This is a genomic window from Rahnella inusitata, assembly GCF_018288855.1.
Taxonomy (GTDB): domain Bacteria; phylum Pseudomonadota; class Gammaproteobacteria; order Enterobacterales; family Enterobacteriaceae; genus Rahnella; species Rahnella inusitata.
In genome coordinates this window covers 2,260,920-2,285,371 of record NZ_CP065024.1, presented here as the reverse complement: position 1 = coordinate 2,285,371, position 24,452 = coordinate 2,260,920, and the positions used below count along the sequence as shown (strand labels likewise).

Sequence of the window (24,452 nt, the reverse complement as noted above, 5' to 3'; positions counted from 1 at the left end):
TGAAATCAGTGGGAGAATCATGGATATCCAACTCACAAACGTTACCCCGGAAAGCGCAGGATTTGCTGAGTTAAAATCGCAGAGCATGGCTGAAGGATTTAACATGTTACGCCGACTGGAAGATAACTGGCTTAGCGGACTGAACCGCTTTGACGGACCCGGAGAAAAACTAATTGGAGCTTCTGTAGATGGATTGATCGTTGGCGTTTGCGGACTCAACGTTGATCCATTTACGCTAAAAACTGGCATCGGACGTCTGCGACATCTCTATGTAGACTCAGGATGGAGAAAAAGGCAGGTTGGCAGCGCCCTGCTCAGTGAAATACTTAAGGATTCTGGCCACTGGTTTGATTTTATCAACACAAACGCTCCTCCATCGGCATTCACCTTCTATGAACGAGCTGGCTTTATTGCTTTAACTGGCATAGAAAAAGTCACGCACCATCTATGCCTCAGAGACCCAGCGCGTTAATACAGTCACGTGCTAGACAGACCGCATATTCTGTCCAGTGAACCAATTTTCAGGAGCGCCTGCCCAGATACAGCCCTGACGCAACCAAACCGTACCACTTTCAGGCAAATCAGAGCCATTACAGTTAAATCCGCGCCGCCTTGGACACACTGCGTTTTCTAACCAGGCATGCAGAACGGCGGCTTAAACATCTTCGTCAGCGAGTTATGATTTGTAATCATCCGGGTGAAATTGACACCTTTTCTGATAGGGTAATTCAGAAAGCAATAATGTTAAGGAGATAAAATGCGCCAGAGAGTAATCGTGTGTCCTGTGATACAAAATGACGGTGAGTATCTGCTTTGTAAAATGGCTTCCGATCGTGGGGTTTTTCCGGGGCAGTGGGCTCTGCCTGGCGGGGGAATGGAACCCGGTGAAATGATGGAAACTGCTCTAAGGCGCGAAATCATGGAAGAACTAGGTGAGGAGCTTCGTATCACTGATGTTAAGCCGTGGGCATTTCGTGATGATATCCGGACTAAAATGTATCCAGATGGAAGCACCGAAGAAATTTACATGATTTATCTTATATTTGACTGCATTGCCGCTAACCGGAATATTACCTTTAACGAGGAATTTCAGGAAATTATCTGGGTGTCACCTGAAGCAATGAAAAGTATGGATTTGAATGAAGCGACACGGGTTACTTTTTTCCAGAAAGGACTCATTTAGCGAGCAACCCCTGCCTTCATGGCAGGGGTTTAGTCATTGATGATTAAGTCTGTCAAAGTAGCTGGAGCTGCCATTACCTACTCTATCTGCACCTACTTCGTCTCTTCACGTGGTTTTTTAAAAAATATGATCTGAGTGGTGAGAAATGTTAGTTAGTTTCATGCTGTTCATGTCAGTTCCTCTGAAGGATTGATTGGTCTGTTATGAGCGAGAAGCGGAAGTACGCATTTGTTCTCACAACTGGTTAAGGCATTACTAACATCACGATGTATCAATTAACGGGTTAAGGTCATTCCTCCATCGCCCGCCATCGCCGTTGCTGCCTGATCCAGCATTGCCCCGTTCCCCCTTCGCCACCCCTTCGCCGGGGCCACCGTCGCCCCGTTTCCACCATCGGAAATCAGTAAAGAGGAATGGGAGAAAAGGATCGGATGGCCAGAAGACGCATAACTGAAGTGTGTGAATGCGGCCAAGACAAAAGGAGACCATTTAAGTAAGACAAAGCATCGTTTATAAAGGTTTTGGCTGATCATTGTTGCCTCCGTCACCACCAGCGCCTCCAGGGGCATTATCTGATGATCCACCCTCCCCACCGTGACCACCGTTGGCACTATCGCCCGAATTTTTATGATGTTTGGGGTGCTGTAGCATGCAACTTATTTACATATTTACAAAGTAATACGTATTACACTTTTTTAAGAAAAAAATACCCAGCGTTAACTGGGAATGTATTCAATGGTCGATCAAATTAACGTCATAAAATTGTATTATCTCAAACAACCTTATCCTGACAGAAGCCCCACACACTTCAGCGCCCTTAACCCCGACCTTATAACGCTTTGTGCCTCACTAATAAATCATCCCGGAGTTGATATCATTCTGACGCCAGTCCAGGGCTAAGAGATCGGTTTAGCTTACGACTAAGCCTTTCGTAAGCATTTCAAAACCGCCCTTTACCGAACATAATCCCCAACCACAATTACCTTTCAGTCTATCCTCCTCAACCCATCGGTGGCAGCACTCGTAAGCATCAGCACCGATTTTACACTGGTTTGAATCCGGTCAATGATGGCAGCCCGGGGTCCCGTTCGCCATGCATCACTACTGTAGAATTCTTCCTGTGAAGATTTTAAATGCTCAGGATCACTGTAGGCGCGGATCAGGTAATAGGAATCCTCATCGTGCAGGGAATTTCCAAAAGAAACGACATCCATTCCCGCATCACGATGGAGAGGCACACTCTGTTCTGACATGATTCTATGAAAATCATGTCCTGTTCCCGGCTTCAGGGTGTACTGCAAAAGCTCAACTGTTTTCATCATCCCTATCCTTTTATCTAAGACCCACGCCCACTACCCCAACAGCGCCTGCGCACAAACCTCATCCGTGACCAGCCCGTTGATCCAGCGGCCATTGAGCGCGGCACGGATGGCAACGTGTTTGCCCGATCCCCCTGCCAGCGCGATCACCGGCTGGTCATCGTGCGGCTTCGGCCCGACGCTGGTCAGGCGGGCATTGAGATCGCTGCTGATGCGGTTTCCATCCGGATCCATGAAATGCCCGAGCACTTCGGCCACGGCGCCTTTCTCCATCAGCAGCGCCACGTCGTCGCCGCTGATAAAGCCGTCCTTATGCAGCGGACAGCCCGGTTCAATGGTGCCGATGCCAATAAATGTCACGTCTGCCTGACTCGCTTTTTCGCTGACCGTACGGTAAATGCGGTGGCTGCACCACATCGCGCGGTCTTCCTCGCCGTCGGCGAACAGCGGCGCGGGAAGAATGAAGTAGCGACCCTGCGTTTTTTGCGCCATCAGCAGCGGCACGTCGTATCGGGTACAGGAACCGTCGGAGGCAATCGCACCGATCAACGAGACGCTGCTGTGCTGCGGCCGTTCGATATCCGCCAGCTCGTCGATGGCCGCTTTCAGGCTGCGCCCGGATCCCACGCCGATAATCATCGGTTTATCGCTGCGGATAAACTGCGTCATCACTTCCGCGCCAGCCACCGCGATGGCGTGGTGGATCCCGGCACTTTCCATCCCCTGCCCCGGCACTACCTGACAGACGCCCAGCCCGTAACGCTTTTGCAGCTGTGACGCCAGCTCCATGCAGCGCCCGACGGAGTGAGAAATATGCACGCTGACCAGCCCGTTATCCAGCGCGCTGGCGACCAAACGTTGCGCAACCTGACGCGAAACGCCGAGCGCATCGGCGATTTGATTCTGCGTTTGTCCTGCCACGTAATACATCCACGCCGCCCGCGCCGCCAGATCCAGTTTTTTATCATTCTTACTCATGCGCACCGCCCGACCCGAAGATTTCAATGGCCGGATTTTATCGTCTTTCGCCCTGCGCCGTGATCGCTAAATCCCCTGAAAAACAAAATTTGTGAGCTAAAGCCCAACTAAAGAGCAAATGTTCTATTAGGCTTAGCGCAAATGAGCAAAAGCCCACTAACAGAGCTTAAGCCCAAATTAAAGCTAAAAACCCTTAACGGAGAATCTGATGAACAAGACTCATAACTCTGCGTCATCCGTCTGGCTGCATATTGGCAGCGGCTCGTTCCACCGTGCCCATCAGGCATGGTATCTGCACCGTTTGTTGATTCAGGGCGACGATCGCTGGTCGATTGCGCTGGGCAATATTCGTGAAGACGGCGTACCGGTGCTGAATGCGCTGGCTGCGCAGGAGGGCAAATACGTGCTCGAAACCGTGACGCCACAGGGTGAGCGGGCATATGAAACGATCACGTCGATTCAAAAAATCATTCCGTGGGATAACGAACTGGCAGCGCTGGTTGCACAGGGCGCGGATCCGCAAACCAAAGTGATTTCATTTACCGTGACTGAAGGCGGTTATTACCTCGATAACCAGTTCAATCTGGATCAGCAAAATGCCGACGTTCAGGCCGATATCCACGGCGGATGCCGCACGATTTATGGTGCCATCGCCCACATTCTGGCACGTCGCATTGAACAAAAAGGGGGTGACGTCACGCTGCTTAACTGCGACAACCTGCGTCACAACGGCGAACGATTCCGCAACGGGCTGTTGCAGTTTTTGGCACTGCGCCAGCAGAAAGACGTCATCGCCTGGGTGAAAAACCACACCCGCAGCCCGAATACTATGGTTGACCGCATCACGCCGCGTCCCTCACCGGAAGTGGCGATGCGCGTTGAAGCGGCCACCGGCTTTAAAGACCGTGCACCGGTAATGGGTGAAGCTTTTATTCAGTGGGTGGTGGAAGACGATTTCATCGCTGGCCGCCCGGCGCTGGAGGATGTCGGCGTGGAAATGGTGGGATCCGTACTGCCGTATGAGGAAGCGAAGATCCGCATCCTCAACGCCAGCCACAGCTGCATTGCCTGGGCGGGCACCTTGCTCGGGCAGAGCTTTATCGACGTGAGTACCCGCACGGAGAACATCTGCCGAATGGCCTGGGACTACGTCACCGAAGACGTGATCCCGTCCCTTTCGCCGAGCCCGCTTGATCTGGCGAGTTACCGTGATGTGGTGCTCGAGCGCTTCAGTAATCCGCACATTCAGGATACCAACCAGCGCGTCGCCGCCGACGGTTTCTCGAAAATTCCGGGGTTCATCACGCCGACTTTGCAGGAATGTTATCAGCGCGGTCAGACACCGCGCGCGACCGCCATGCTCCCTGCGCTGTTCTTCGTCTACATGCAGCAATGGCACCTTGGCCGTCTGCCGTATGAGTATCAGGACGGCATTCTGGATGCCGCTGCGGTTCACGCCCTGTTTGACAGCGCCGACCCGCTCGCCCGCTTTGCCACCGACGAAAAACTGTTTGCTTCACTGGCAGCAAAAAGCGAATTCACCGACCTGATGCGCCAGTCCGTTGCACGGGTTAATCAGTGGCTGAGCGACGCGAAACGCGCCTGAGGAAAACGCTATGTATCTCGGACTGGATTTAGGGACATCAGAAATTAAAGCCGTAGTGATTAACGACGAAGGCACGCTGCTGGCAAGCGTCGGTGAACCGCTGGATGTCTCCCGCCCGCATCCGCACTGGGTAGAACAGAACCCGGAAGACTGGTGGCAGGCGACGCAGCGGGTGATCGCCCGTCTGCGCACCCGGCTGCCCCAGCAGTGGCGGGAGATTCGCGCCATAGGCCTTTCCGGCCAGATGCACGGCGCGGTGTTGCTCAGTCGCGAAGGGCGCATCCTGCGTCCGGCCATTCTGTGGAATGACACCCGCAGCGCGGCGGAATGTACGCAGCTGACGCAAAGCGCGCCGGAGCTGCATCAGGTGGCAGGGAATCTGGCGATGCCCGGCTTCACTGCGCCCAAGCTGTTGTGGGTGGCCCGTCACGAGCCGGATATCTTTGAGCAAACGGCGACCGTGCTGCTGCCAAAAGACTATCTGCGCTGGATGATGAGCGGCGAAAAAGTCTCTGATATGTCTGACGCGGCGGGCACGTTGTGGCTGGACGTGGCCAAGCGCGACTGGTCAGATTCCCTGCTCGCTGCCTGCGGACTGACGCGGGACCATATGCCGCGCTTAGCCGAAGGCAGTGAGGTCAGCGCCACGCTGAAAAATGATATCGCCCGCGCCTGGGGTTTGCGCGATGACGTGGTGATCGCCGGTGGCGGTGGCGATAACGCGGCCAGTGCGGTAGGCATTGGCGCGGTCGATCCCGGCGATGCGTTTATTTCGCTCGGCACTTCCGGCGTGCTGTTTGCGGTGAACGATCGCTTTCGCCCGAATCCGCAGTCCGCCGTGCATGCGTTTTGCCACGCGCTGCCCGACCGCTGGCATCAGATGAGCGTCATGCTCACCGCCGCCAGTGCGCTGCGCTGGTATTGCAATCTGGTGGGCAGCAACGAAACCACGCTGCTGGCCGAAATCGCGCAGCTAAACCCGGCGCAACAGCGTCAGGCACCGTTGTTTTTGCCCTATCTTTCCGGCGAGCGCACGCCGCATAACGATCCTTACGCCACCGGCGCGTTTCACGCCATGACGCACAGCACCGACCGCGCCGCGCTGGGTTATGCGGTACTTGAAGGTGTGGCCTTCGGCATGGTCGATGGCCGCGACGTGATGCGACAGGCGGGCACGCAGTTGCAACAATGTTCGCTGGTCGGCGGCGGCGCGCGCAGTGACCGCTGGGCGCAACTGATGAGTGATGCACTGGATCTGCCGGTGATCACCCACAGCGGCGGTGAAGCCGGAGGCGCACTCGGCGCAGCCCGCCTGGGCTGGCTGGCCGCAGGCGGGAATTTTTGCGAAGTGTGCAGCAAGCCGCCGGTCGCGCGACAGTTTATGCCCGACGCCGGTGCCCGCGACATGCTGAGCGAGCGCCTGAAAACCTGGCGTGAGCTGTACCAGCAGCAGGTCGCGCTGCGTACTGTCTGAACGTCTGAATTACCCCGTTGATCACCGTTTTTATAACAACACTGAGGGCGCTCAAGCGCCCCTTTTCTGACCCTACCCCACCAGCTGCGAGAACGTTCGCAGAGGAGTCTGACATGCAAAAAACACGTACGCATTGGTTCGGTTTACCGATGAATCTGTTCTGGGGCTATATCGCCATTGCGCTGTTCATGAGCGGCGATGGCTTCGAAATGGCCTTCCTTTCCAAACACATTATCGATATGGGCTTCACCGCCTCCGAATCCGCCGTGGTCTTTACGGTGTACGGATTAGCGGCCGCGCTGGCGGCCTGGAGTTCCGGCGTCGTCGCCGAGATTATCACGCCACAGAAAGCCATGCGTATCGGCTTCATTCTTTGGGTGGTGATGCATGTGCTGTTTATGCTGTTCGGTTTAGGGATGAAAAACTATCCGCTGATGCTGCTGTTTTATGGCATTCGCGGGCTGGCTTATCCGCTGTTTATCTATTCGTTCGTGATGCTGGTGGTGCAAACCGTTCCGAAACAAAACCTCTCCTCAGCGATGGGCTGGTTCTGGGCGATGTACTCCATCGGCATTGGTTGTATCGGCAGCTATCTGCCCAGTTTCACTATTCCTTTTATGGGCGAAACCGGCACGCTGTGGTTTGCGATTGCGTGGGTGCTGGCAGGCGGGCTGATGGCTATCGTCATGCTGCGCAAAGTCGGGAAACCGGGCAGCAAAGCCGGGCTGAGCAAAAAAGAAAAACTGGCCGAACTGAGCCGCGCGGTGACTATTCTGTTTACCAACCGCAATATTTTGCTTTCCTGCCTGATCCGCATTATTAACACGATTTCACTGTTCGGTTTTGCGGTGATCATGCCGATGCTGTTCGTCGGACGCCTCGGTTTCACCATGTCAGAATGGCTGCAAATCTGGGCAGTGTTCTTCTTCGTGACAATTTTCACCAACATCATGTGGGGAATTTTAGGCGAAAAAATTGGCTGGCTGCGTCAGGTTCGCTGGTTCGGCTGCATCGGTTGCGCCATCTCCAGCCTGACATTCTATTATCTGCCGGTCTACGCCGGGCATAATTTCTGGGTGGCGCTGATCCCGGCCATCATGCTGGGCATTACGGTCGCCGCTTTCGTGCCAATGACCGCCGTGTTTCCGGTGCTGGAGCCGAATCACAAAGGCGCGGCGATTTCGATTTACAACCTGTCTGCCGGCCTGAGTAACTTTGTCGCTCCGGCGATTGCGTCCGTCGTGCTGCCGTTCTTTGATATCGTTGGCGTGGTGTGGGTCTACACCGCACTGTATCTGGTCGCCGCCGTGCTGACGGTCATGGTAAAAGTCGAACAGCCGGGGCATCCGTCTAAGATACGCAGCGAACCGCTGGCGGGCAGCTCCGCCGCACAGGCATAAAAAAACCGGGCAAAAGCCCGGTTTTTCATTTCCAGCATTGGCAGAAATCAGACGCCCTGCTCTGCAATATCCATCGCGAAGTAGGTCAGGATGATGTCTGCACCCGCACGTTTGATAGCGCCAAGGCTTTCACGCACCACGGCGCGTTCATCGATAGCACCGGCCTGTGCGCCGAATTTTATCATCGCGTATTCACCGCTGACCTGATACGCCGCCAGTGGCAGACGTGAGGCTTCGCGGATATCGCGGATAATATCGAGATAAGCGCCTGCCGGTTTGACCATCAGCGCATCAGCCCCTTCCTGCTCATCGAGCAAAGATTCGCGCACCGCTTCGCGGCGGTTCATCGGGTTCATCTGATACTGCTTCCGGTTGCCTTTCAGCACGCTGCCGCCCGCTTCACGGAAGGGTCCGTAGAGGGAGGATGCGAATTTAGTCGAGTACGCCATGATCGAGGTGTCGATAAAACCGGCTTCGTCCAGCGCGCTGCGGATGGCCTGTACCTGACCGTCCTGTGCGGCGGACGGGGCGATGAAATCAGCACCGGCGGCAGCGGCAACGACAGCCTGCCTGCCGAGGTTTTTCAACGTGGCGTCATTGTCTACGCCGTGATCGTGCAATACGCCGCAGTGACCGTGCGAGGTATATTCACAGAAGCAGGTGTCGGACATCACGATCATTTCCGGCACGGTGTCTTTACAAATGCGCGCCATGCGGGCGACCAGACCGTTTTCGTTCCAGGTGTCGCTGCCGGTGGCATCCATGTGATGCGAAATACCAAAGGTCATGACCGAGCGGATACCGGCGCGGGCATAGCGTTCGATTTCAAACGCCAGACGGGATTCAGGAATACGAAGCACACCGGGCATAGCTTCGATGGGCACGTATTCAGAGGTTTCTTCTTCTACGAAAATCGGCAGTACCAGATCATTCACGCTGAATTCAGTTTCCTGAAAAAGGCTGCGCATGGATTCGGACTGTCTCAGGCGGCGAAGGCGTGAGCTCGGGAACTGATTCGACATGAAAACTCCTAGAAATTAATCTGTTGCGCTGAAATTTTTTAGAAACAGAAGCGCAGACAGTTCAGACGGCAGGAGGCAAAGCAGCGCCGTCAGACGATGAAGCCCGTATTTTATAATAACTTTTAAACAAATGATGAACTTTCCGTGAGGAGATGTAACGAAGACCACATTTTAAAAGGCGATCCCGAATTGGGATCGCCTGAGGAAAGGTTTATCCAAGTTTGATCTCGCGATCCGCCGAAGCAATGGTCGATGGCCGGTGGGCGATAAAAATGCGCGTGATGTCCAGTTCGCTGATGGCCTGATTAATCCGCGCTTCATTGTCCAGATCCAGATGGCTGGTGGCTTCATCGAGGAACAGGATCGCCGGGCGTCGGTAGAGTGCGCGGGCGATCAGCACCCGCTGTTTCTGGCCGCCGGAGAGGCTGCCGCCCAGTTCGCTTATCAGCGTTTCATAGCCCATCGGCATCCGTTCAATATCCTCATGAATGTTGCAGCGACGGGCGCAGTCAACGATGCGCTCTTCATCCTTTTGCTCGTCAAAGCTGGCGATGTTTTCGGCAATTGACCCGGCGAACAACGTATCATCCTGTAACACACAGGCAATACAGCTGCGATAGTTGTTCAGCCCGGCGGTGGTGATATCCATGCCGTTAATCAGGATCCGGCCTTCGGTGGGTGAGAGCAAACCCGTCATGATTTTCATCAACGTGGTTTTGCCCTGCCCCGACGGCCCGGTGATCGCCACACTTTCTCCTGCGGCCACCGACAGGTTCAGGCCGTTAATCAGCGGTGCCGTCAGGCTGTCGTATTGAAACACCAAATCGCGCACATCCAGCGACGCCGCTTCGCCCGCCCGCAGCAGTTCGCGTTCCGGTAATGATTTCTCGGTAGCGGTCAGTGCGATATCGGCGATACGGTCGCGGTGCAATGACAGCATTTTCAGCTGCAACATCATATTTAGCAGGTTTGCCGCACGTTCCGAGAACTGCCCGCGATAGGTGTTGAACGCCACGAACATCCCGAGCGTCATATGCCCGTCGATCACCTGCGTTGCCCCCAGCCACAGCAACGCGACCTGATCGAGCGTGGCGATCAGCGTATTCCCGCCGGTAAACATCATTTCAAATTTGGTTTTACGCACCGTCGCATTGGCGTTATCAATGTTCAGATTGAGCCAAAAATTGGCGCGCGCTTTGGATAATCCGAGTGCTTTCAGCGTACTGATGCCGTACAGCGTTTCCATAAAGTGCGAACCGGCCCGCGCACCTTTGACGATTTGCTCTTCCGAAACCTGGCGATAGGCGTTATAGGTCGTCAGACGGAAAATCACGTACACCGCCGTGAAGCCTAAAATCACCCAAATCAGCCAGCCACCGTAGAGCACCATCATCACGATCAGTCCCACCGACATAATGCCGTCGATAATGCTGTTGACCACGTTGGTTGTCAGCGTGGTGCGCAGCGTATCGAGCGACGTGAAACGTGACTGGATATCGCCGAGTTTACGTTTTTCGAAATAATCGAGCGGCAGTTTAAGCAGATGGTCGAACAGCCGCGCTTTCCACTGCACGTCGATAAGCGTGCTCATCACCAGCGACGTCCAGGCGCGCAGCATACTGACGCCGGTGCGGAAAATGATGAAGAACAGCAGTCCGAGACAAATGAGGGTCAGTAAATCCGGGTCTTTTGCCGGGATCACGTGGTCCATCACCAGCTGCATCCCGACCGGCAGCAACAGATTGACGGACTCAATCATCAGCGACAGGCAGAAAATTTTAGCCAGCGCCGGAATCAGGCCGCTGACGTTGCCCATCATTTTGCGCAGATCAAGCCTGACGCGCGGCCTCTCAGAAGTGAAGCCGCTGTCCGGCCACAGCTCTAACGCTACGCCGGTAAAATGCTCGGACACTTCGCGCAGGCCAAGGGAACGGCGGCCAAACGCCGGATCGTGAATTATCACTTTGCCCTGTTTCACACCGACCAGTACAACAAAATGGTTGAGATCCCAGTGCAAAATACAGGGCGTTTTCAGCGCATTCAGTTCATCGATATCCAGCTTCAGCGCGCGGGATTTCAGCTCATTGGCGGCGGCGATGTCCATCAACGTACGCAGCGTCGCGCCGCGCGAGGAAATGCCATAGCGCTGACGCAACGTTTGTAAATCCACATATTTGCCATGGTAGCCACACACCATGGCCAGACAGGCCAGCCCGCACTCGGCGGCTTCGGTCTGGATGATTTGCGGCACGCGGTGCCGCCAGCTGAAATGCAGGCGGTCAGCCAGTTCGCGAACGTTATCGAGATTCATTGATTGGCCCCACCACGCTTTTCTTCATGCTGTAATACGGAGAAAGCATCCACTGATACAGCGGTCTTTTCTCCAGAAAGAGGGTCGATTGTGCTTTCATCCCGCTGGATAAATTCAGTGTTTCGCCGTGCCAGTTCATGGCTTTTTTATCCAGCGACACAATCACTTTGTAATAGGGTCCGCTGACCGTGCCGTTGGCCGTTCTCGGCGCGCTGGCGTAGGAATTCAGCTCCTGTTCGGACACCGGCGCAGAAGAGATCGATTCCACCTTGCCGGGGAACTGGCCATACTTTTCAAACGGATAGGCTTCGTAACGAATGTTGATATGTTCACCGGCTTTAACATAAGGCACGCTTTCGTTGGGCAGCCACGCCACGAGGAAAAACGGGGAATTTTTTGCCGGCACCAGCTGGGCGAGGCTGTCACCGGCATTGACCATCTGCCCCGGCGTGACGCTCAGTGAGGAAATTTTGCCGGAGGTCGGCGCTGTTATCAGCAGCGATCCTTTGGCATCGGCCTGCGCCAGCTGGCGTTCGAGATCGTTGCGCTGATAGCCGTACTGCGAGATTTGATTGTCAAATTCGGCGGCGCGGGTCACCAGTTCGCTGCGCAGATTGGTTATCTGTAATGCTTCCTGAATCGCCTGCGTATTCAGGCTCTGGAACGAGGTTTGTTGCTGATAAAACAGGTAACGCTGGTTGTTCAGCTGATCGGTATTGATCAGGCCTTTCTTCTGATACGCGCCATAGTTCTGCATGCTTTTCTTCATCGCGTTCAGGCCTTCCTGCGCGGAATCCACCATGCTTTGCGAGACTTCGTGCGCTTTCTGATACTGATCCAACTGCTGTTGCAGATTCTCCAGCGTTTCCTGCTTGTTGTGCTGAAGCTGCACGATGATGGCATCAATCTGCTCACGTTGCTTTTTGATTGCCGCAAGCGTGGTGGTGCTGACATTCCCCGCCTGCGTCACCCGGCTGACATCAATCTCATACAATGGCTGGCCTTTTTTTACCGGCTTGCCGGTATCGACGTAAAGCTCTGTCACCACACCCTGTTCCGGGCTGAAAAGGTTAATGCTGTGCGGCTGCGTGATGATTTCACCGCTGACGTTAATGCGCCGCGTGTAGTTGGCGAAAATGAGGAAAATCAGGAGTGCGAAGATAAAAATGGCGGTCAGCGTGGTGACAATCCATAAAGGCCAACCGGCGAGTAAAAGTGCTTTCCCCGCCCAATGGCTTTGCTGATGTTCATTCACCTCTTTACGAAAGAGCATATTTTAGCCCCCGGATGAACACCGTTTTTATGAACATAATGCAGATCTCTGAAAATAGGATCTGTGAAAGATAGCAGTCAATATTTTGGCTGCCACCGCGAATACTCTGAAACAAGCAAAGAAGATATTTGCGGCTGAAGATAATCGCGCAGAGAAATTAAAAACCCGTTATTCCAGATCACGCTGAGATATATTTTGGCGCTGAATTTTTACTCGTATTTTTATTAAAACCTTAACACCACAAGATTAAATTCACATAAAAACAACGGATTATAATTAAAATCCCACATAGGAGATTATTCCTAGTCAAATTCTTCTCATGGTGCTCTAGGCTTAATCCCTGTGAAGACATTGCGTAAAAATTATCTCCATAGCATTACTCAATGTTTTCATCTCCCCGCAATTTTGGGGACTGGCTTTAACAGATAAGAGGATGACCTAAGATGAAACAATTAACAGAACGTGATATCGAAATGGTTAATGGTGCGGGTTGGTCGGAAGATGTGAATAAAGTGGCTGACCGCCTGTCAAACTTTGGTCAGGACGCGGTAAGTGACACCGGTAATGCGGTGAACAAGGCGTATTCACAAATTTCCGACGGTCTTGCTAAAGCACAGAACTATCTGACCACCTAGTTTTTGCTTCACAGGTGAATCAGAGTAATACAGGCCCCCGCTTCGGCGGGGGCTTTTTTATGGTGATTTATCAGCGATGGCATATCAGACGCCTGATTTCGTCTTATCGTTCCTGACCATGCTGTTTTTCAGTTTGCCCACCAGCTCTTTGCGGAAATCCCCGAGCTTCGGTTTATCTCCTTCCAGCCACGGCAACGGACGGCAGAGTTCCATGGTTTTAATGCCCAGACGGGCGGTCAGCAAACCGGCACCGATGCCCTGGGCAGCGCGGGCGGAAAGACGCGCAGCGAGATCCTGTGACATCCAGTCCATCCCCACTTCACGCACCAGTTCGGACGCTCCGGCGAACGCCATATTCAGCAGCACTAAACGAAATAGCCGGATACGGCTGAAGTAGCCAAGTTCGATGCCGTAAAGCACCGCGATACGATTGACCAGACGCAGGTTACGCCAGGCGATAAACGCCATATCCACCAGCGCCAGCGGGCTGACGGCGATCATCAGCGCGGATTCTGCTGCGGAATGGCTGATTTCACGTCGCGCCTGCGCATCCAGCACTGGCTGTACTAAACGGGCATAAAGCTCAACCACTTCACGGTCGTTCTGCGTTTCGTGTAAGGACGCCTGCCAGCGTTGCAACGCCGGATGGCTGTTATCCAGTCCGGCCTGTACCGCCAGTTTTTCGCAAAATGCGCGCCCCTGCCCTAATCCGTGGCTGTGCATCAGATCCCTGGCCATATCACGTTCGTCGGCGCGCTGGCGCAGACGGTACAGACGCCGCCATTCGGTGGCAATGGAACCGACACCGGCGAATACGATAAGACCGCCCGCCGTGCAGGCACCGAGCGCCACCCAGTCCTGCTGGACCCACGCCTGATGCACCCATTGCACGCCCTGCGCCACGACGCTGACACCCAGCACCGCCACGCCCAGACGCACCATTTTGCTCCACAGGCTGCGGCGCGGTTTCAGCGCGCGGCTGAGCACCGCTTCTGCTTCGCCCTCTTCCTGCTGTTCGTCAGTCTCAGCGGAAACGGGAATAAAGCGCCCGGACATCATTTCGTCAAACGCCTGCGCAGGGCGAAGAACCGGTTCAACCGGCGCTTTTAATTCCGTTTCAAAATCGATACGCGGTTTTAAAGGTTCGCTCATCGCATTTTATCTCCCAGTAAAAACTCCATCACCGCGTCCAGACGGATGTGCGGCAACGGCTGATCCACGCTCATCTCGCGCGGACGAAACTCATCAAAATGGAACCCCTGTTGCTGCCAGAACGCATGGCCCGGCAGGCGCGCCGGGACTTCGCCGGGAAAGACCGTCAGCGGCGCGCCATCGGCCAGGCGGTGGCCTTTCAGCGCGGGCAGACTTTGCCCCTGATATTCCACCAGCCCGGTTTCGGTCGCCTGCACCGAGGCCAGCCCGGCGCAGTCCATGCTGATGCCTTCGAACGCGGCGTTCTGCCACGCTTCCTGCACCAGTTGCTGTAACAGCGACACCAGATTGGCGTGCTGATCGCCGGTAATGTGGTCAGCTTTGGTGGCGGCAAACATCAGTTTATCGATGCACGGATTGAACAGGCGGCGGAACAGCGTGCGCTTGCCGTAGTGAAAACTCTGCATCAGTTGGGTCAGCGCCAGACGCATATCGTTAAACGCCTGCGGCCCGCTGTTGAGCGGCTGAAGACAGTCCACCAGTACAATCTGCCGGTCAAAACGAACGAAATGCTCTTTGTAGAAACCTTTCACAATGGTCTGGCAGTAATAGTCAAAACGGGCGCGCAGCATACCGAGATTACTGTTTTTATCCGCCTGCGCCAGCTGGGCATCGGTGTACTGGTGCATCTCGGGCCACGGGAAGAATTGCAACGCCGGGGCACCGGCCAGATCGCCCGGCAGAACAAAACGACCGGGCTGGATAAAGTGCAGCCCTTCGGTCTTGCAGCGCACCAGATAGTCGGTGTACGCCTGAGAAATTGCGCCCAACAGATTTTCATCGGCCGGTGCCAGCGGATCGCATTGCTGGCACAGCGACAGCCACGGTTTCGCCCATTCGGCCCGGTCGCCTTGTAACAGCCCCGCCATCTGGCGTGACCAGTCGAGATAGTTTTGCTCCAGCATGGGTAAATCGAGCAGCCATTCGCCGGGATAATCGACAATTTCCAGATATAACGTGGAAGTATCTTTGAAGTGGCGAAGCAGAGAATCGTTGGAGCGATAGCGCAGTGCGAGACGGATCTCGCTGACGCCGCGAGTGGGCGTCGGCCACGCAGGTGGCGTGCCGAACAGCGACGCCAGACCTTCATCATAGGTAAATCGCGAAACGCCCAGATCGCGCTGTGGCACGCGCTTTACGCCGAGCAGACGCTCCTCGCGGGCAGCAGAAAACAGCGGCAGACGTGCGCCGCTGTGCATATGTAAAAGCTGGTTAACGAAGGCGGTGATAAAAGCGGTCTTTCCGCTGCGGCTTAAACCGGTGACGGCCAGCCGCAGGTGCCTGTCCATGCCACGATTGATCAGTGAATTAAACTCGTTTTGTAGTCTTTTCATTGCTCTCCCTGGCGTAGCGCCCAAACAGCGCGGTCAAAATTCGTTTGAATAACGGTTCTAATAATAGTGCTAAAACGTAACGAACGGGTCCTTTTGCTACCACGCCCAGCACGCGGGCTGCCAGCCCGGCAGGGCCAAACGTCAACGCCAGTGTCACAATCACGCTGAAGATTTTCGACAGCAGGCTGCTTTTACCCGGCAGCGAGGAATTCAGATAACGGGTCATAAAGATTCCTTAAGCGGGGACGTGAAAAGGAAATTGGCAACCGGCGCGACGTCCGGCGGCCAGAAGCATTTTTAGAGCTGACGGAAACGGCTGCGTACGCCAAAGGTTTCCGAGGTGACATAACGTTCTACTTGTCGTAACCGCTGTTCACTGGCTTTCAGCTCGCGGTCGGCTTCTTCCAGCAGGTTACGTGGCGAAGGCGCGGTTTCGCCTTCATATTCGCTGGCGGGCACCGGATCCAGCACGTAGCTAAGAATGATGTACGCCACCACGGTGAACATAAACAGGCCGAAGAAAATCGACAGCACCGCCATGATCCGCAACAGTTTTACCGGAACACCCAGATAGTGCGCCAGCCCGGCCAGTACGCCTTTGACCACGCCCTCTTCCGGCACGCGGTAGAGTTTTCGTTCAGACATTCGGCTCGCCATTATGATTGCCTCCAGCCCGGATGTTCGGAATCCAGAATTTCTTCCAGCGCCTGAATACGTTCGCGCATACGCTGCGCATCTTGCGTCAGGCTGGAGAGATTTTGCATCTCATGCTGACTAAGCTGAGTGCCATTTTGCTGGCGATTGCTGTAGTGAAGCCACAACCAGACAGGCGCCACGAATAAAACGAAAATGGTCAGCGGAATGGCTAAAAACAGGAAGCTCATTGTCTCTCCTTATGAGTCTTTTTAGTGCCAGTGAAGGCGTTGTCCTGCAATGTGAACCTGCCCGCAGGCAGGTTCATCGACGATCATCGTGGGGGATTACGCGTCTTTGCTCACGTTCATTTTCGCTTTCAGGGCTGCAATTTGCGCGCTGATTTCATCATCGGCCTTAAGATCGGCGAACTGCTGATCCAGCGATTTCTTTTTGCCGATACCCACGGTTTCCGCTTCCGCTTCCATGTGATCGATACGACGTTCAAATTGCTCGAAACGCGCCATCGCTTCATCAATCTTCCCGCTGTCGAGCTGGCGGCGAACGTCACGTGAAGAAGACGCGGCCTGATGACGCAAGGTCAGCGCCTGCTGACGGGCACGAGTTTCGGTCAGTTTGCTTTCCAACTCGCCGATTTCCGATTTCATGCGATCCAGCGTTTCTTCCACCACGGTCACTTCATTTTTCAACACAGCAACCAGATCGGACAGTTTTTGCTTTTCGATAAGCGCCGCACGCGCCAGATCGTCTTTATCTTTACGCAGCGCCAGTTCGGCTTTGTCCTGCCATTCGTTCTGCTGAGACTCGCCCTGATCGATGCGGCGGATCAACTGTTTCTTTTCTGCCAGCGCACGGGCAGAAGTTGAACGCAGTTCCACCAGCGTGTCTTCCATTTCCTGAATCATCAGACGAACCAGTTTTTGTGGATCTTCTGCTTTATCCAACAGCGTGTTGATGTTGGCGTTAATGATGTCAGCGAAGCGAGAAAAAATACCCATAATCGAAATTCCTCTTTGATTCTGTTGGCATCCGGCCTCAGCCGGTTTTAAGGGATCCGGCCAATCTGTTACCGGTTAAAGCAGCCGTCACTGATGACTTGCCGCAGTAAACCTATATCAGGATCCGTGCCAACTTTTTTAAATCGTTATCTTCATGAATAAATTGAATTTTTTATTTTCGACTCTGCTATGCTTATTTTTCGAGATGACTATTTTCACCAAGTGTTAGTGTAATTCACCACACAAGGAAAGCCTGATGACTGATAATACAGACAATTTACTCGGCGAAGCCAACGCCTTTATTGAGGTGCTGGAACAGGTTTCGCAGCTGGCGAAACTGAATAAGCCGGTGCTGGTGACCGGCGAGCGCGGCAGCGGCAAAGAGCTGATTGCGCATCGTCTGCATTATCTGTCACCGCGCTGGCAGGGGCCGTTCATCTCACTTAACTGTGCGGCACTGAATGAAAATCTGCTGGATTCCGAACTCTTCGGCCACGAAGCCGGTGCGTTTACCGGTGCGCAGAAACGCCATCTCGGGCGTTTTGAGCGCGCCGACGGCGGCACGCTATTCCTTGATGAGCTGGCGACGGCGCCAATGCTGGTGCAGGAAAAGCTGCTGCGGGTGATTGAGTACGGACATCTGGAGCGCGTCGGTGGCAGCCAGCCGTTGCAGGTCGACGTGCGGTTGGTCTGCGCGACCAATGATGATTTACCGGCGCTGGCGGAGGCGGGAAAATTCCGCGCTGATCTGCTCGACCGTCTGGCCTTTGATGTAGTGCAGTTGCCGCCGCTGAGGGAACGCCAGCAGGACATCATGTTGCTGGCCGAACACTTCGCTATTCAGATGTGCCGTGAGCTCTCGTTGCCTTTATTTCCCGGCTTTACCGATGGCGCTCGTGACACGCTGATGACCTACCGCTGGCCAGGAAATATCCGCGAGCTGAAAAACGTCGTTGAACGCTCGATGTACCGTCACGGCACCAGCGAATTTCCGCTCGACAATATTATCCTCAACCCGTTTGCGCGCCGGACTGAACCTGAGCAACAGGCAGAGACAGAAGATAATCCGTCTCTGCCCACGCTGCCGCTGGATTTAAAACAATGGGTGACCGGTCAGGAAAAAAATCTGATCGAACAGGCGCTGCGGCAGGCGCGTTTCAATCAGCGCAAGGCGGCCGGATTACTGAACGTGACTTACCATCAGTTACGCGGAATGTTGAAGAAACATGGGATACAGGTTAATGCACAGGAAGATGACTAAATTTCAGGCAAAAAAAAGCCAGCACCCGAGCTGGCTAAGTAATTCTGGAAGCAATGTGAGCAATGTCGTACCTCGCGATTAACGCCCCTGGCGGGACACCTCTCGTTCGGTGAAAAGGATGATAATGGTTCTCAGTATCGTCTGTAAAGCACTTTGTTGAGAATATTTCTCATTACCACATCAACAATAAGACTACTCTTTGAACAACCCTGAGATCGTTAAGGGCTCCTCTTTTTCCCCTTTCGCCAAACTACAGGGCAATTTTTGCGCAATGTGCCGCAGGAATACGCGGTGTTTCGCGCAATGGATTGGGGTACCTCGCAGAGTACGGTACACTTACGGCATTGCACCTTAACTTTGAAGCCTTTATGCGTCGTTTAACTTTGTGGATGCTTTTACTGAGCGGCTTGTCCACAGCAGTGTTTGCTGAGACTGCCCCAACACACGCCAGCCCGCCGGTCGTCAGTGCACCGAATAAAGATATTCGCCAGAGTGGCTTTGTCTATTGCGTCAACGGAATGATCAATACCTTTAATCCGCAGAAAGCCAGCAGCGGACTGATCATTGATACCCTCGCGGCGCAGTTGTACGACCGCCTGCTGGACGTTGATCCCTATACCTATCGTCTGATCCCGGAACTGGCCCAAAGCTGGGAAGTCCTTGACGACGGCGCCACCTACCGTTTCCATTTGCGCAAAGACGTACCTTTCCAGAAAACTGGCGGGTTCTCGCCGACGCGTAAAATGAATGCTGACGACGTGGTGTTCAGCTTCCAGCGCATTATCGATCCGAATAATCACTACCACGCCGTCAACGGCGAAGAGTATCCGTATTTCGACAGTTTGCAGTTTGCAAAAGCCATTAAGAGCATTAAGAAGCTGGACGATTCGACGGTGGAGTTTCGCCTCAATAATCCTGACGCCTCTTTCCTCTGGCATTTAGCGACGCACTACGCACCCGTGCTTTCAGCCGAATATGCGGCCAATCTGCAAAAAGCCGGTAATGAAGAAGAAATTGACCGTCAGCCCGTTGGCACTGGCCCGTTCCAGCTCGGCGAGTATCGCACCGGCCAATACGTGCGACTGACGCGCAACGGCAGTTACTGGAAAGGCACACCGCGCATGGCGCAGGTGGTGATCGACATGGGCGTCGGCGGTACAGGGCGGTTATCCAAACTTCTGACCGGCGAATGTGACGTGCTGGCCTATCCCGCCGCCAGTCAGTTGTCGATTTTGCGTGAAGACCCTCGTTTACGCCTCTCGCTGCGCCCTGGCATGAACGTGGCGTATCTGGCGTTTAATACCAACAAAGCGCCGCTAAACGATCCGCGAGTTCGTCAGGCGGTGGCGCTTTCTATTAATAACCAGCGCCTGATGCAGTCGATTTATTACGGCACCGCAGAAACTGCCGCATCTATTTTGCCGCGCGCCTCCTGGGCATACGACAGCAATGCGCAGGTCACAGAATACAATCCGAAGAAAGCACAGCAAATCCTGAAAGATTTAGGTCAGGAAAAGCTGACGCTGCATTTGTGGGTGCCCACGGCTTCTCAGTCGTTTAACCCAAGCCCGCTGAAAACCGCAGAACTGTTGCAGGCTGACCTCGCGCAGGTCGGCATAAAAGTGGTGATCGTGCCTGTCGAAGGCCGTTTTCAGGAGGCCAGGCTGATGGAGATGAACCACGACCTGACGCTGACCGGGTGGTCAACGGACAGTAACGACCCTGACAGTTTCTTCCGTCCGATGCTCAGTTGTGCGGCGATCCATTCACAGACCAACTATGCTCACTGGTGTGACCCGAAATTTGATGAACTGCTGCGCCAGGGCTTACTTTCCCAGCAGCTTTCTCAGCGCATTGAGTTTTATCAGCAGGCGCAAAAAATTCTTGAGCAGCAGTTACCGGTTCTGCCTCTGGCCTCCTCTCTGCGCCTTCAGGCTTATCGTTACGATATAAAAGGTCTGGTGTTGAGCCCGTTTGGCAATTCCTCGTTTGCCGGTGTGTTTCGCGATGATGAAGGAAGGAAGGCACCATGATCATCTTCACGTTACGTCGAATCCTTTTACTGCTGGTGACGCTGTTTTTCCTCAGTCTGGTGGCATTTAGCCTGAGCTATTTCACGCCAAACGCTCCACTGCGCGGTGCGTCTCTTTGGGATGCCTACCATTTCTATTTCACCAGCTTATTCCAGCTGGATTTTGGCGTTTCCAGTATTAACGGCGAAAGCATTACCTACCAGCTCCAATCCGTATTCCCGGCGACCATGGAACTTTGCATTCTGGCGTTTGCGCTGGCGTTAATCGTCGGTATCCCGCTGGGTATTCTGGCGGGTGTTATGCGCGGAAAGTGGCCGGACGTGGCAATCAGTAGTCTCGCGCTGCTCGGGTTTTCCATTCCGGTATTCTGGCTGGCGGTGTTGCTGATGCTTTTCTTCTCACTCCAGCTCGGCTGGCTGCCGGTGTCCGGGCGGCTGGACTTGCTCTATCAGCTGAAAACCGTCACCGGCCTGACACTGATTGATGCCTGGCTGTCAGATTCGCCCTATCGCCATGAGATGATTGTCAGCGCCGTCCGCCATATGATTTTACCGATTGCCGCGCTGGCGGTTGCACCGACCACCGAGGTGATCCGCCTGATGCGAATTTCAACCGACGAAATTCTGGCGAAGAACTATGTAAAAGCTGCTGCGACGCGTGGTTTATCCCGCTTCACTATTATCCGCCGCCACGTGCTGCACAACGCGCTACCGCCGATCATTCCGAAACTCGGCCTGCAATTTTCCACCATGCTGACACTGGCGATGATTACTGAAGTCGTCTTCAACTGGCCGGGTATCGGGCGCTGGCTGATTAACGCCATCCGCCAGCAGGATTACGCCGCGATTTCCGCAGGCGTGATGGTGGTGGGTTCGCTGGTGATTGTGGTTAACGTGTTCTCAGACATTTTAGGCGCACTGATGAATCCATTGAAACATAAGGAATGGTATGCCCTTCGATAACGTATACCGCGAAAAACAGGTACCGAGCCCGCTGCGCCATACGTGGGGGATTTTCTATCGCGACACGCTGTCGATGATCGGTTTCTACGGCGTCATCGGATTGCTGTTCCTGTGTGTTTTCGGCCATTTGCTGGCGCCCTATGCGCTGGATCAGCAATTTTTAGGGTATCAGCTGTTACCGCCTTCGTGGTCGCGCTACGGGAATGTCGGCTTCTTTCTGGGCACTGACGATCTGGGCCGTGACCTGCTGAGCCGGATCCTGACCGGCGCGGCGCCGACCATTGGCGGTGCGCTGGTGATTACGCTTGCGGCGTCGCTGTGCGGTGTAATTATCGGCGTGCTTGCCGGGATTTCGCGCGGGCTAAAATCGGCCATTCTCAATCATGTGCTCGACACGCTGTTATCGATCCCTTCCCTGCTGCTGGCCATTGTGGTGGTGGCTTTTCTTGGCCCGAAACTGGAGCACGCGATGCTGGCCGTCTGGCTGGCGCTGTTGCCACGCATTTCACGCACCATCTACAGCGCAGTGCACGACGAGCTGGAAAAAGAATATGTGGTCGCCGTGCGTCTGGACGGTGCCTCCACCTGGCAAATCCTGCGTTACGCGGTTTTACCCAATATTGTCGCGGTGCTGGCAACAGAGTTTACCCGCGCGCTGTCGATGGCCATTCTGGATATTGCTGCCCTCGGTTTTCTCGATTTGGGTGCGCAACTGCCGTCGCCGGAATGGGGCGCGATGCTCGGAGACTCGCTGGAGCTGGTGTATGTCGCGCCGTGGACGGTGATGCTGCCGGGTGCTGCGATCCTTATCAGCGTATTGCTGATCAACCTGCTGGGTGACGGTGTGCGTCGGGCGATCAATGCGGGGGTGGAATAATGCCGTTACTTGATATCCGCAATCTGACCATCGAATTTATGACCTCCGAAGGCCCGGTTAAAGCGGTCGATCGCGTCAGCATGACGCTCAACGCCGGTGAAATTCGCGGGCTGGTGGGGGAATCCGGTTCGGGAAAAAGCCTGATCGCCAAGGCCATCTGCGGCGTGACCAAAGATAACTGGCGCGTCACCGCTGACCGGATGCGTTTTGACGATATCGATTTGTTGCAACTGACCCCGCGCGAACGCCGCAAGCTGGTCGGCCAGAATGTATCGATGATTTTTCAGGAACCTCAGTCCTGTCTGGATCCTTCCGAAAACATCGGGCGGCAGCTGAGTCAGGCGATCCCCGGCTGGACCTATAAAGGCCGCTGGTATCAGCGTTTCCGCTGGCGCAAATACCGTGCCATCGAGCTGCTGCACCGCGTTGGCATTAAAGATCACAAAGACATCATGGCCAGTTATCCCTATGAACTCACCGAAGGCGAATGCCAGAAAGTGATGATCGCTATCGCGCTGGCCAATCAGCCGCGCCTGCTGATTGCCGATGAGCCAACCAACGCGATGGAACCGACCACGCAGGCGCAGATTTTCCGCCTGCTCGCGCGTCTGAATCAGAACAATAACACCACGATTTTATTGATCAGCCACGACCTGCAAATGATGAGCAAATGGGCCAACCGTATTAACGTGCTGTACTGCGGGCAAACGGTGGAAAGCGCGACCTGCGAAGATCTGCTGGCGGCGCCACACCACCCTTACACGCAGGCATTAATCCGCGCGATGCCTGATTTTGGCCGTTCGCTGCCGCACAAAAGCCGGCTGAACACGCTGCCAGGCGCGATCCCTTCGCTGGAACATTTGCCGATTGGCTGCCGTCTGGGGCCACGCTGCCCTTACGCTCAGAAAAAATGTATTGAGACACCGCGCCTGCGTCTGGCAAAAACCCATGCTTATGCCTGTCACTTCCCGCTGAATATGGAGGAGCAATAATGGCCGAGACCTTGCTCGAAGTTCGTAACCTGAGCAAAACGTTCCGTTATCGCACCGGGCTGTTTCGCAAAATGAATCTTGAAGCGGTTAAACCCGTCAGCTTCACGCTGCGGGAAAAACAGACGCTGGCGATCATCGGTGAAAATGGTTCAGGGAAATCCACGCTGGCGAAAATGCTGTCAGGCATGGTAGAGCCCAGCGGCGGTGAAATCCTGATTGACGGTCATCCGCTGGCGTTTCGCGACTATCGCTTTCGCAGCCAGCAAATCCGCATGATTTTTCAGGATCCAAGCACCTCGCTCAATCCGCGTCAGCGAATCGGCCAGTTGCTGGAAGCCCCGCTGCGTCTGAACAGTGAAATGGATGCACAGCAGCGTGAGCAGCGCATTAACCAGACGTTACGGCTGGTGGGCATGTTGCCCGACCACGCCAACTACTATCCCCATATGCTCGCCTCCGGTCAAAAGCAGAGCGTCGCCCTCGCCCGCGCGCTGATCCTGCAACCGAAAGTGATCGTTGCCGATGAAGCGCTGGCGTCGCTGGATATGTCGATGCGTTCACAGGTCATAAACATGATGCTCGAGTTGCAGGAAAAGCAGGGAATTTCGTACATCTATGTGACGCAACACCTTGGCATGATGAAACACATCAGCGATCAGGTGCTGGTAATGCATGAAGGTGAAGTGGTTGAACGCGGTAATACTGCTGAAGTGCTGGCTGCGCCGCTGCATGACCTCACCAAACGACTGATCTCCAGTCACTTTGGTGAAGCCCTTACCGCCGATGCCTGGCGTCGCGATGGTAACGGTCGCTGAGAACAGGCGATTAGCAGGTTTCTGAATAAAGCGGTATCAGGCAACTGATGCCGCTTTTTTTTGACAATCACAGTACAAATTGTCGCCATTAATAGATTCGACTGTTATTTCTG

At 54.4% G+C, this 24,452-nt stretch carries 24 protein-coding genes; 12 read left to right on the top strand and 12 right to left on the bottom strand.

Annotation, left to right across the window (positions count from 1 at the left end):
• Nucleotides 1-19 precede the first annotated feature (19 nt).
• Both I2123_RS10735 and nudI read left to right on the top strand, forming a co-directional pair.
• Complete coding sequence (locus tag I2123_RS10735; protein WP_213052406.1) at nt 20-472, top strand: GNAT family N-acetyltransferase; 453 nt, start codon at nt 20-22, stop codon at nt 470-472.
• Between the two features lie 285 nt (nt 473-757).
• A complete protein-coding gene (gene nudI, locus I2123_RS10730) occupies nt 758-1,183 on the top strand; it encodes a nucleoside triphosphatase NudI (protein WP_213052405.1) in 426 nt (141 codons plus the stop codon).
• 275 nt (nt 1,184-1,458) lie between these two features.
• On the opposite strand, the gene I2123_RS10725 is transcribed toward nudI, so the two are convergent.
• The 3 genes from I2123_RS10725 to I2123_RS10715 all read right to left on the bottom strand — a co-directional run bounded on the left by I2123_RS10725 (nt 1,459) and on the right by I2123_RS10715 (nt 3,480).
• On the bottom strand, nt 1,459-1,716 hold the full coding sequence (locus tag I2123_RS10725) for a hypothetical protein (protein ID WP_213052404.1): 258 nt from the start codon (nt 1,714-1,716) through the stop codon (nt 1,459-1,461).
• A 453-nt stretch (nt 1,717-2,169) separates the two neighbouring features.
• Complete coding sequence (locus tag I2123_RS10720; protein WP_112168525.1) at nt 2,170-2,502, bottom strand: NIPSNAP family protein; 333 nt, start codon at nt 2,500-2,502, stop codon at nt 2,170-2,172.
• A 33-nt stretch (nt 2,503-2,535) separates the two neighbouring features.
• Entirely contained in the window at nt 2,536-3,480 is a 945-nt protein-coding gene (locus I2123_RS10715) for a sugar-binding transcriptional regulator (RefSeq protein WP_213052403.1), read from the bottom strand.
• 208 nt (nt 3,481-3,688) lie between these two features.
• On the opposite strand from I2123_RS10715, the gene dalD reads away from it, so the two are divergent.
• From dalD to I2123_RS10700, 3 genes are all read left to right on the top strand, one after another.
• Nucleotides 3,689-5,086: a D-arabinitol 4-dehydrogenase gene (gene dalD, locus I2123_RS10710; RefSeq protein WP_213052402.1), complete on the top strand. Its 1,398-nt coding sequence runs from the start codon at nt 3,689-3,691 to the stop codon at nt 5,084-5,086.
• Between the two features lie 10 nt (nt 5,087-5,096).
• Nucleotides 5,097-6,560, top strand: coding sequence for a xylulokinase (gene xylB, locus I2123_RS10705; RefSeq protein ID WP_213052401.1), 1,464 nt, complete (start codon nt 5,097-5,099; stop codon nt 6,558-6,560).
• Nucleotides 6,561-6,673: 113 nt separating this feature from the next.
• Nucleotides 6,674-7,960, top strand: coding sequence for an MFS transporter (locus I2123_RS10700; protein ID WP_112168521.1), 1,287 nt, complete (start codon nt 6,674-6,676; stop codon nt 7,958-7,960).
• A gap of 47 nt (nt 7,961-8,007) precedes the next feature.
• Here the strand turns inward: I2123_RS10700 and hemB are convergent, their stop codons facing one another.
• The 3 genes from hemB to I2123_RS10685 form a co-directional block, all read right to left on the bottom strand.
• Nucleotides 8,008-8,982 carry a porphobilinogen synthase gene (hemB, locus tag I2123_RS10695; protein WP_112168520.1) on the bottom strand — a complete coding sequence of 325 codons (975 nt, stop codon included), beginning with the start codon at nt 8,980-8,982 and terminating at the stop codon, nt 8,008-8,010.
• A 211-nt stretch (nt 8,983-9,193) separates the two neighbouring features.
• Nucleotides 9,194-11,293: a peptidase domain-containing ABC transporter gene (locus tag I2123_RS10690; RefSeq protein ID WP_213052400.1), complete on the bottom strand. Its 2,100-nt coding sequence runs from the start codon at nt 11,291-11,293 to the stop codon at nt 9,194-9,196.
• Nucleotides 11,280-12,566, bottom strand: coding sequence for an HlyD family secretion protein (locus I2123_RS10685; RefSeq protein ID WP_112168518.1), 1,287 nt, complete (start codon nt 12,564-12,566; stop codon nt 11,280-11,282). The genes I2123_RS10690 and I2123_RS10685 overlap by 14 nt, the downstream gene beginning before the upstream one ends.
• 443 nt (nt 12,567-13,009) lie before the next feature.
• Between I2123_RS10685 and I2123_RS10680 the strand changes: the two genes are divergently transcribed.
• Nucleotides 13,010-13,201, top strand: coding sequence for a hypothetical protein (locus tag I2123_RS10680; RefSeq protein ID WP_056781007.1), 192 nt, complete (start codon nt 13,010-13,012; stop codon nt 13,199-13,201).
• 84 nt (nt 13,202-13,285) lie between these two features.
• On the opposite strand, the gene I2123_RS10675 is transcribed toward I2123_RS10680, so the two are convergent.
• The 6 genes from I2123_RS10675 to pspA all read right to left on the bottom strand — a co-directional run bounded on the left by I2123_RS10675 (nt 13,286) and on the right by pspA (nt 17,399).
• Nucleotides 13,286-14,353, bottom strand: coding sequence for a YcjF family protein (locus I2123_RS10675; protein WP_213052399.1), 1,068 nt, complete (start codon nt 14,351-14,353; stop codon nt 13,286-13,288).
• The gene (locus I2123_RS10670) at nt 14,350-15,747 is read right to left on the bottom strand and encodes a YcjX family GTP-binding protein (protein ID WP_112168516.1); all 1,398 of its coding nucleotides are present in this window, start codon (nt 15,745-15,747) and stop codon (nt 14,350-14,352) included. Before I2123_RS10670 ends, I2123_RS10675 begins: the two co-directional genes overlap by 4 nt.
• Entirely contained in the window at nt 15,722-15,973 is a 252-nt protein-coding gene (locus I2123_RS10665) for a phage shock protein PspD (protein ID WP_213052398.1), read from the bottom strand. The genes I2123_RS10670 and I2123_RS10665 overlap by 26 nt, the downstream gene beginning before the upstream one ends.
• A gap of 71 nt (nt 15,974-16,044) precedes the next feature.
• On the bottom strand, nt 16,045-16,404 hold the full coding sequence (gene pspC / locus I2123_RS10660; RefSeq protein WP_112168514.1) for an envelope stress response membrane protein PspC: 360 nt from the start codon (nt 16,402-16,404) through the stop codon (nt 16,045-16,047).
• Nucleotides 16,404-16,631 carry an envelope stress response membrane protein PspB gene (pspB, locus tag I2123_RS10655; RefSeq protein ID WP_056773709.1) on the bottom strand — a complete coding sequence of 76 codons (228 nt, stop codon included), beginning with the start codon at nt 16,629-16,631 and terminating at the stop codon, nt 16,404-16,406. Before pspB ends, pspC begins: the two co-directional genes overlap by 1 nt.
• A gap of 96 nt (nt 16,632-16,727) precedes the next feature.
• Nucleotides 16,728-17,399 carry a phage shock protein PspA gene (gene pspA, locus I2123_RS10650; protein WP_112168513.1) on the bottom strand — a complete coding sequence of 224 codons (672 nt, stop codon included), beginning with the start codon at nt 17,397-17,399 and terminating at the stop codon, nt 16,728-16,730.
• Between the two features lie 256 nt (nt 17,400-17,655).
• On the opposite strand from pspA, the gene pspF reads away from it, so the two are divergent.
• The 6 genes from pspF to sapF all read left to right on the top strand — a co-directional run bounded on the left by pspF (nt 17,656) and on the right by sapF (nt 24,339).
• The gene (gene pspF / locus I2123_RS10645) at nt 17,656-18,660 is read left to right on the top strand and encodes a phage shock protein operon transcriptional activator (RefSeq protein WP_112168512.1); all 1,005 of its coding nucleotides are present in this window, start codon (nt 17,656-17,658) and stop codon (nt 18,658-18,660) included.
• A 368-nt stretch (nt 18,661-19,028) separates the two neighbouring features.
• Nucleotides 19,029-20,693, top strand: coding sequence for an ABC transporter substrate-binding protein SapA (gene sapA, locus I2123_RS10640; RefSeq protein ID WP_112168563.1), 1,665 nt, complete (start codon nt 19,029-19,031; stop codon nt 20,691-20,693).
• Nucleotides 20,690-21,655 (top strand): putrescine export ABC transporter permease SapB, encoded by a 966-nt coding sequence (gene sapB, locus I2123_RS10635; RefSeq protein WP_112168511.1) that lies wholly within the window; start codon nt 20,690-20,692, stop codon nt 21,653-21,655. Before sapA ends, sapB begins: the two co-directional genes overlap by 4 nt.
• Nucleotides 21,642-22,532 carry a putrescine export ABC transporter permease SapC gene (gene sapC / locus I2123_RS10630; RefSeq protein ID WP_112168510.1) on the top strand — a complete coding sequence of 297 codons (891 nt, stop codon included), beginning with the start codon at nt 21,642-21,644 and terminating at the stop codon, nt 22,530-22,532. The genes sapB and sapC overlap by 14 nt, the downstream gene beginning before the upstream one ends.
• A complete protein-coding gene (gene sapD, locus I2123_RS10625; RefSeq protein WP_112168509.1) occupies nt 22,532-23,524 on the top strand; it encodes a putrescine export ABC transporter ATP-binding protein SapD in 993 nt (330 codons plus the stop codon). The genes sapC and sapD overlap by 1 nt, the downstream gene beginning before the upstream one ends.
• Nucleotides 23,524-24,339, top strand: a complete 816-nt coding sequence (sapF, locus tag I2123_RS10620) for a putrescine export ABC transporter ATP-binding protein SapF (protein ID WP_213052397.1) — start codon at nt 23,524-23,526, stop codon at nt 24,337-24,339. The genes sapD and sapF overlap by 1 nt, the downstream gene beginning before the upstream one ends.
• Nucleotides 24,340-24,452: the final 113 nt, after the last annotated feature.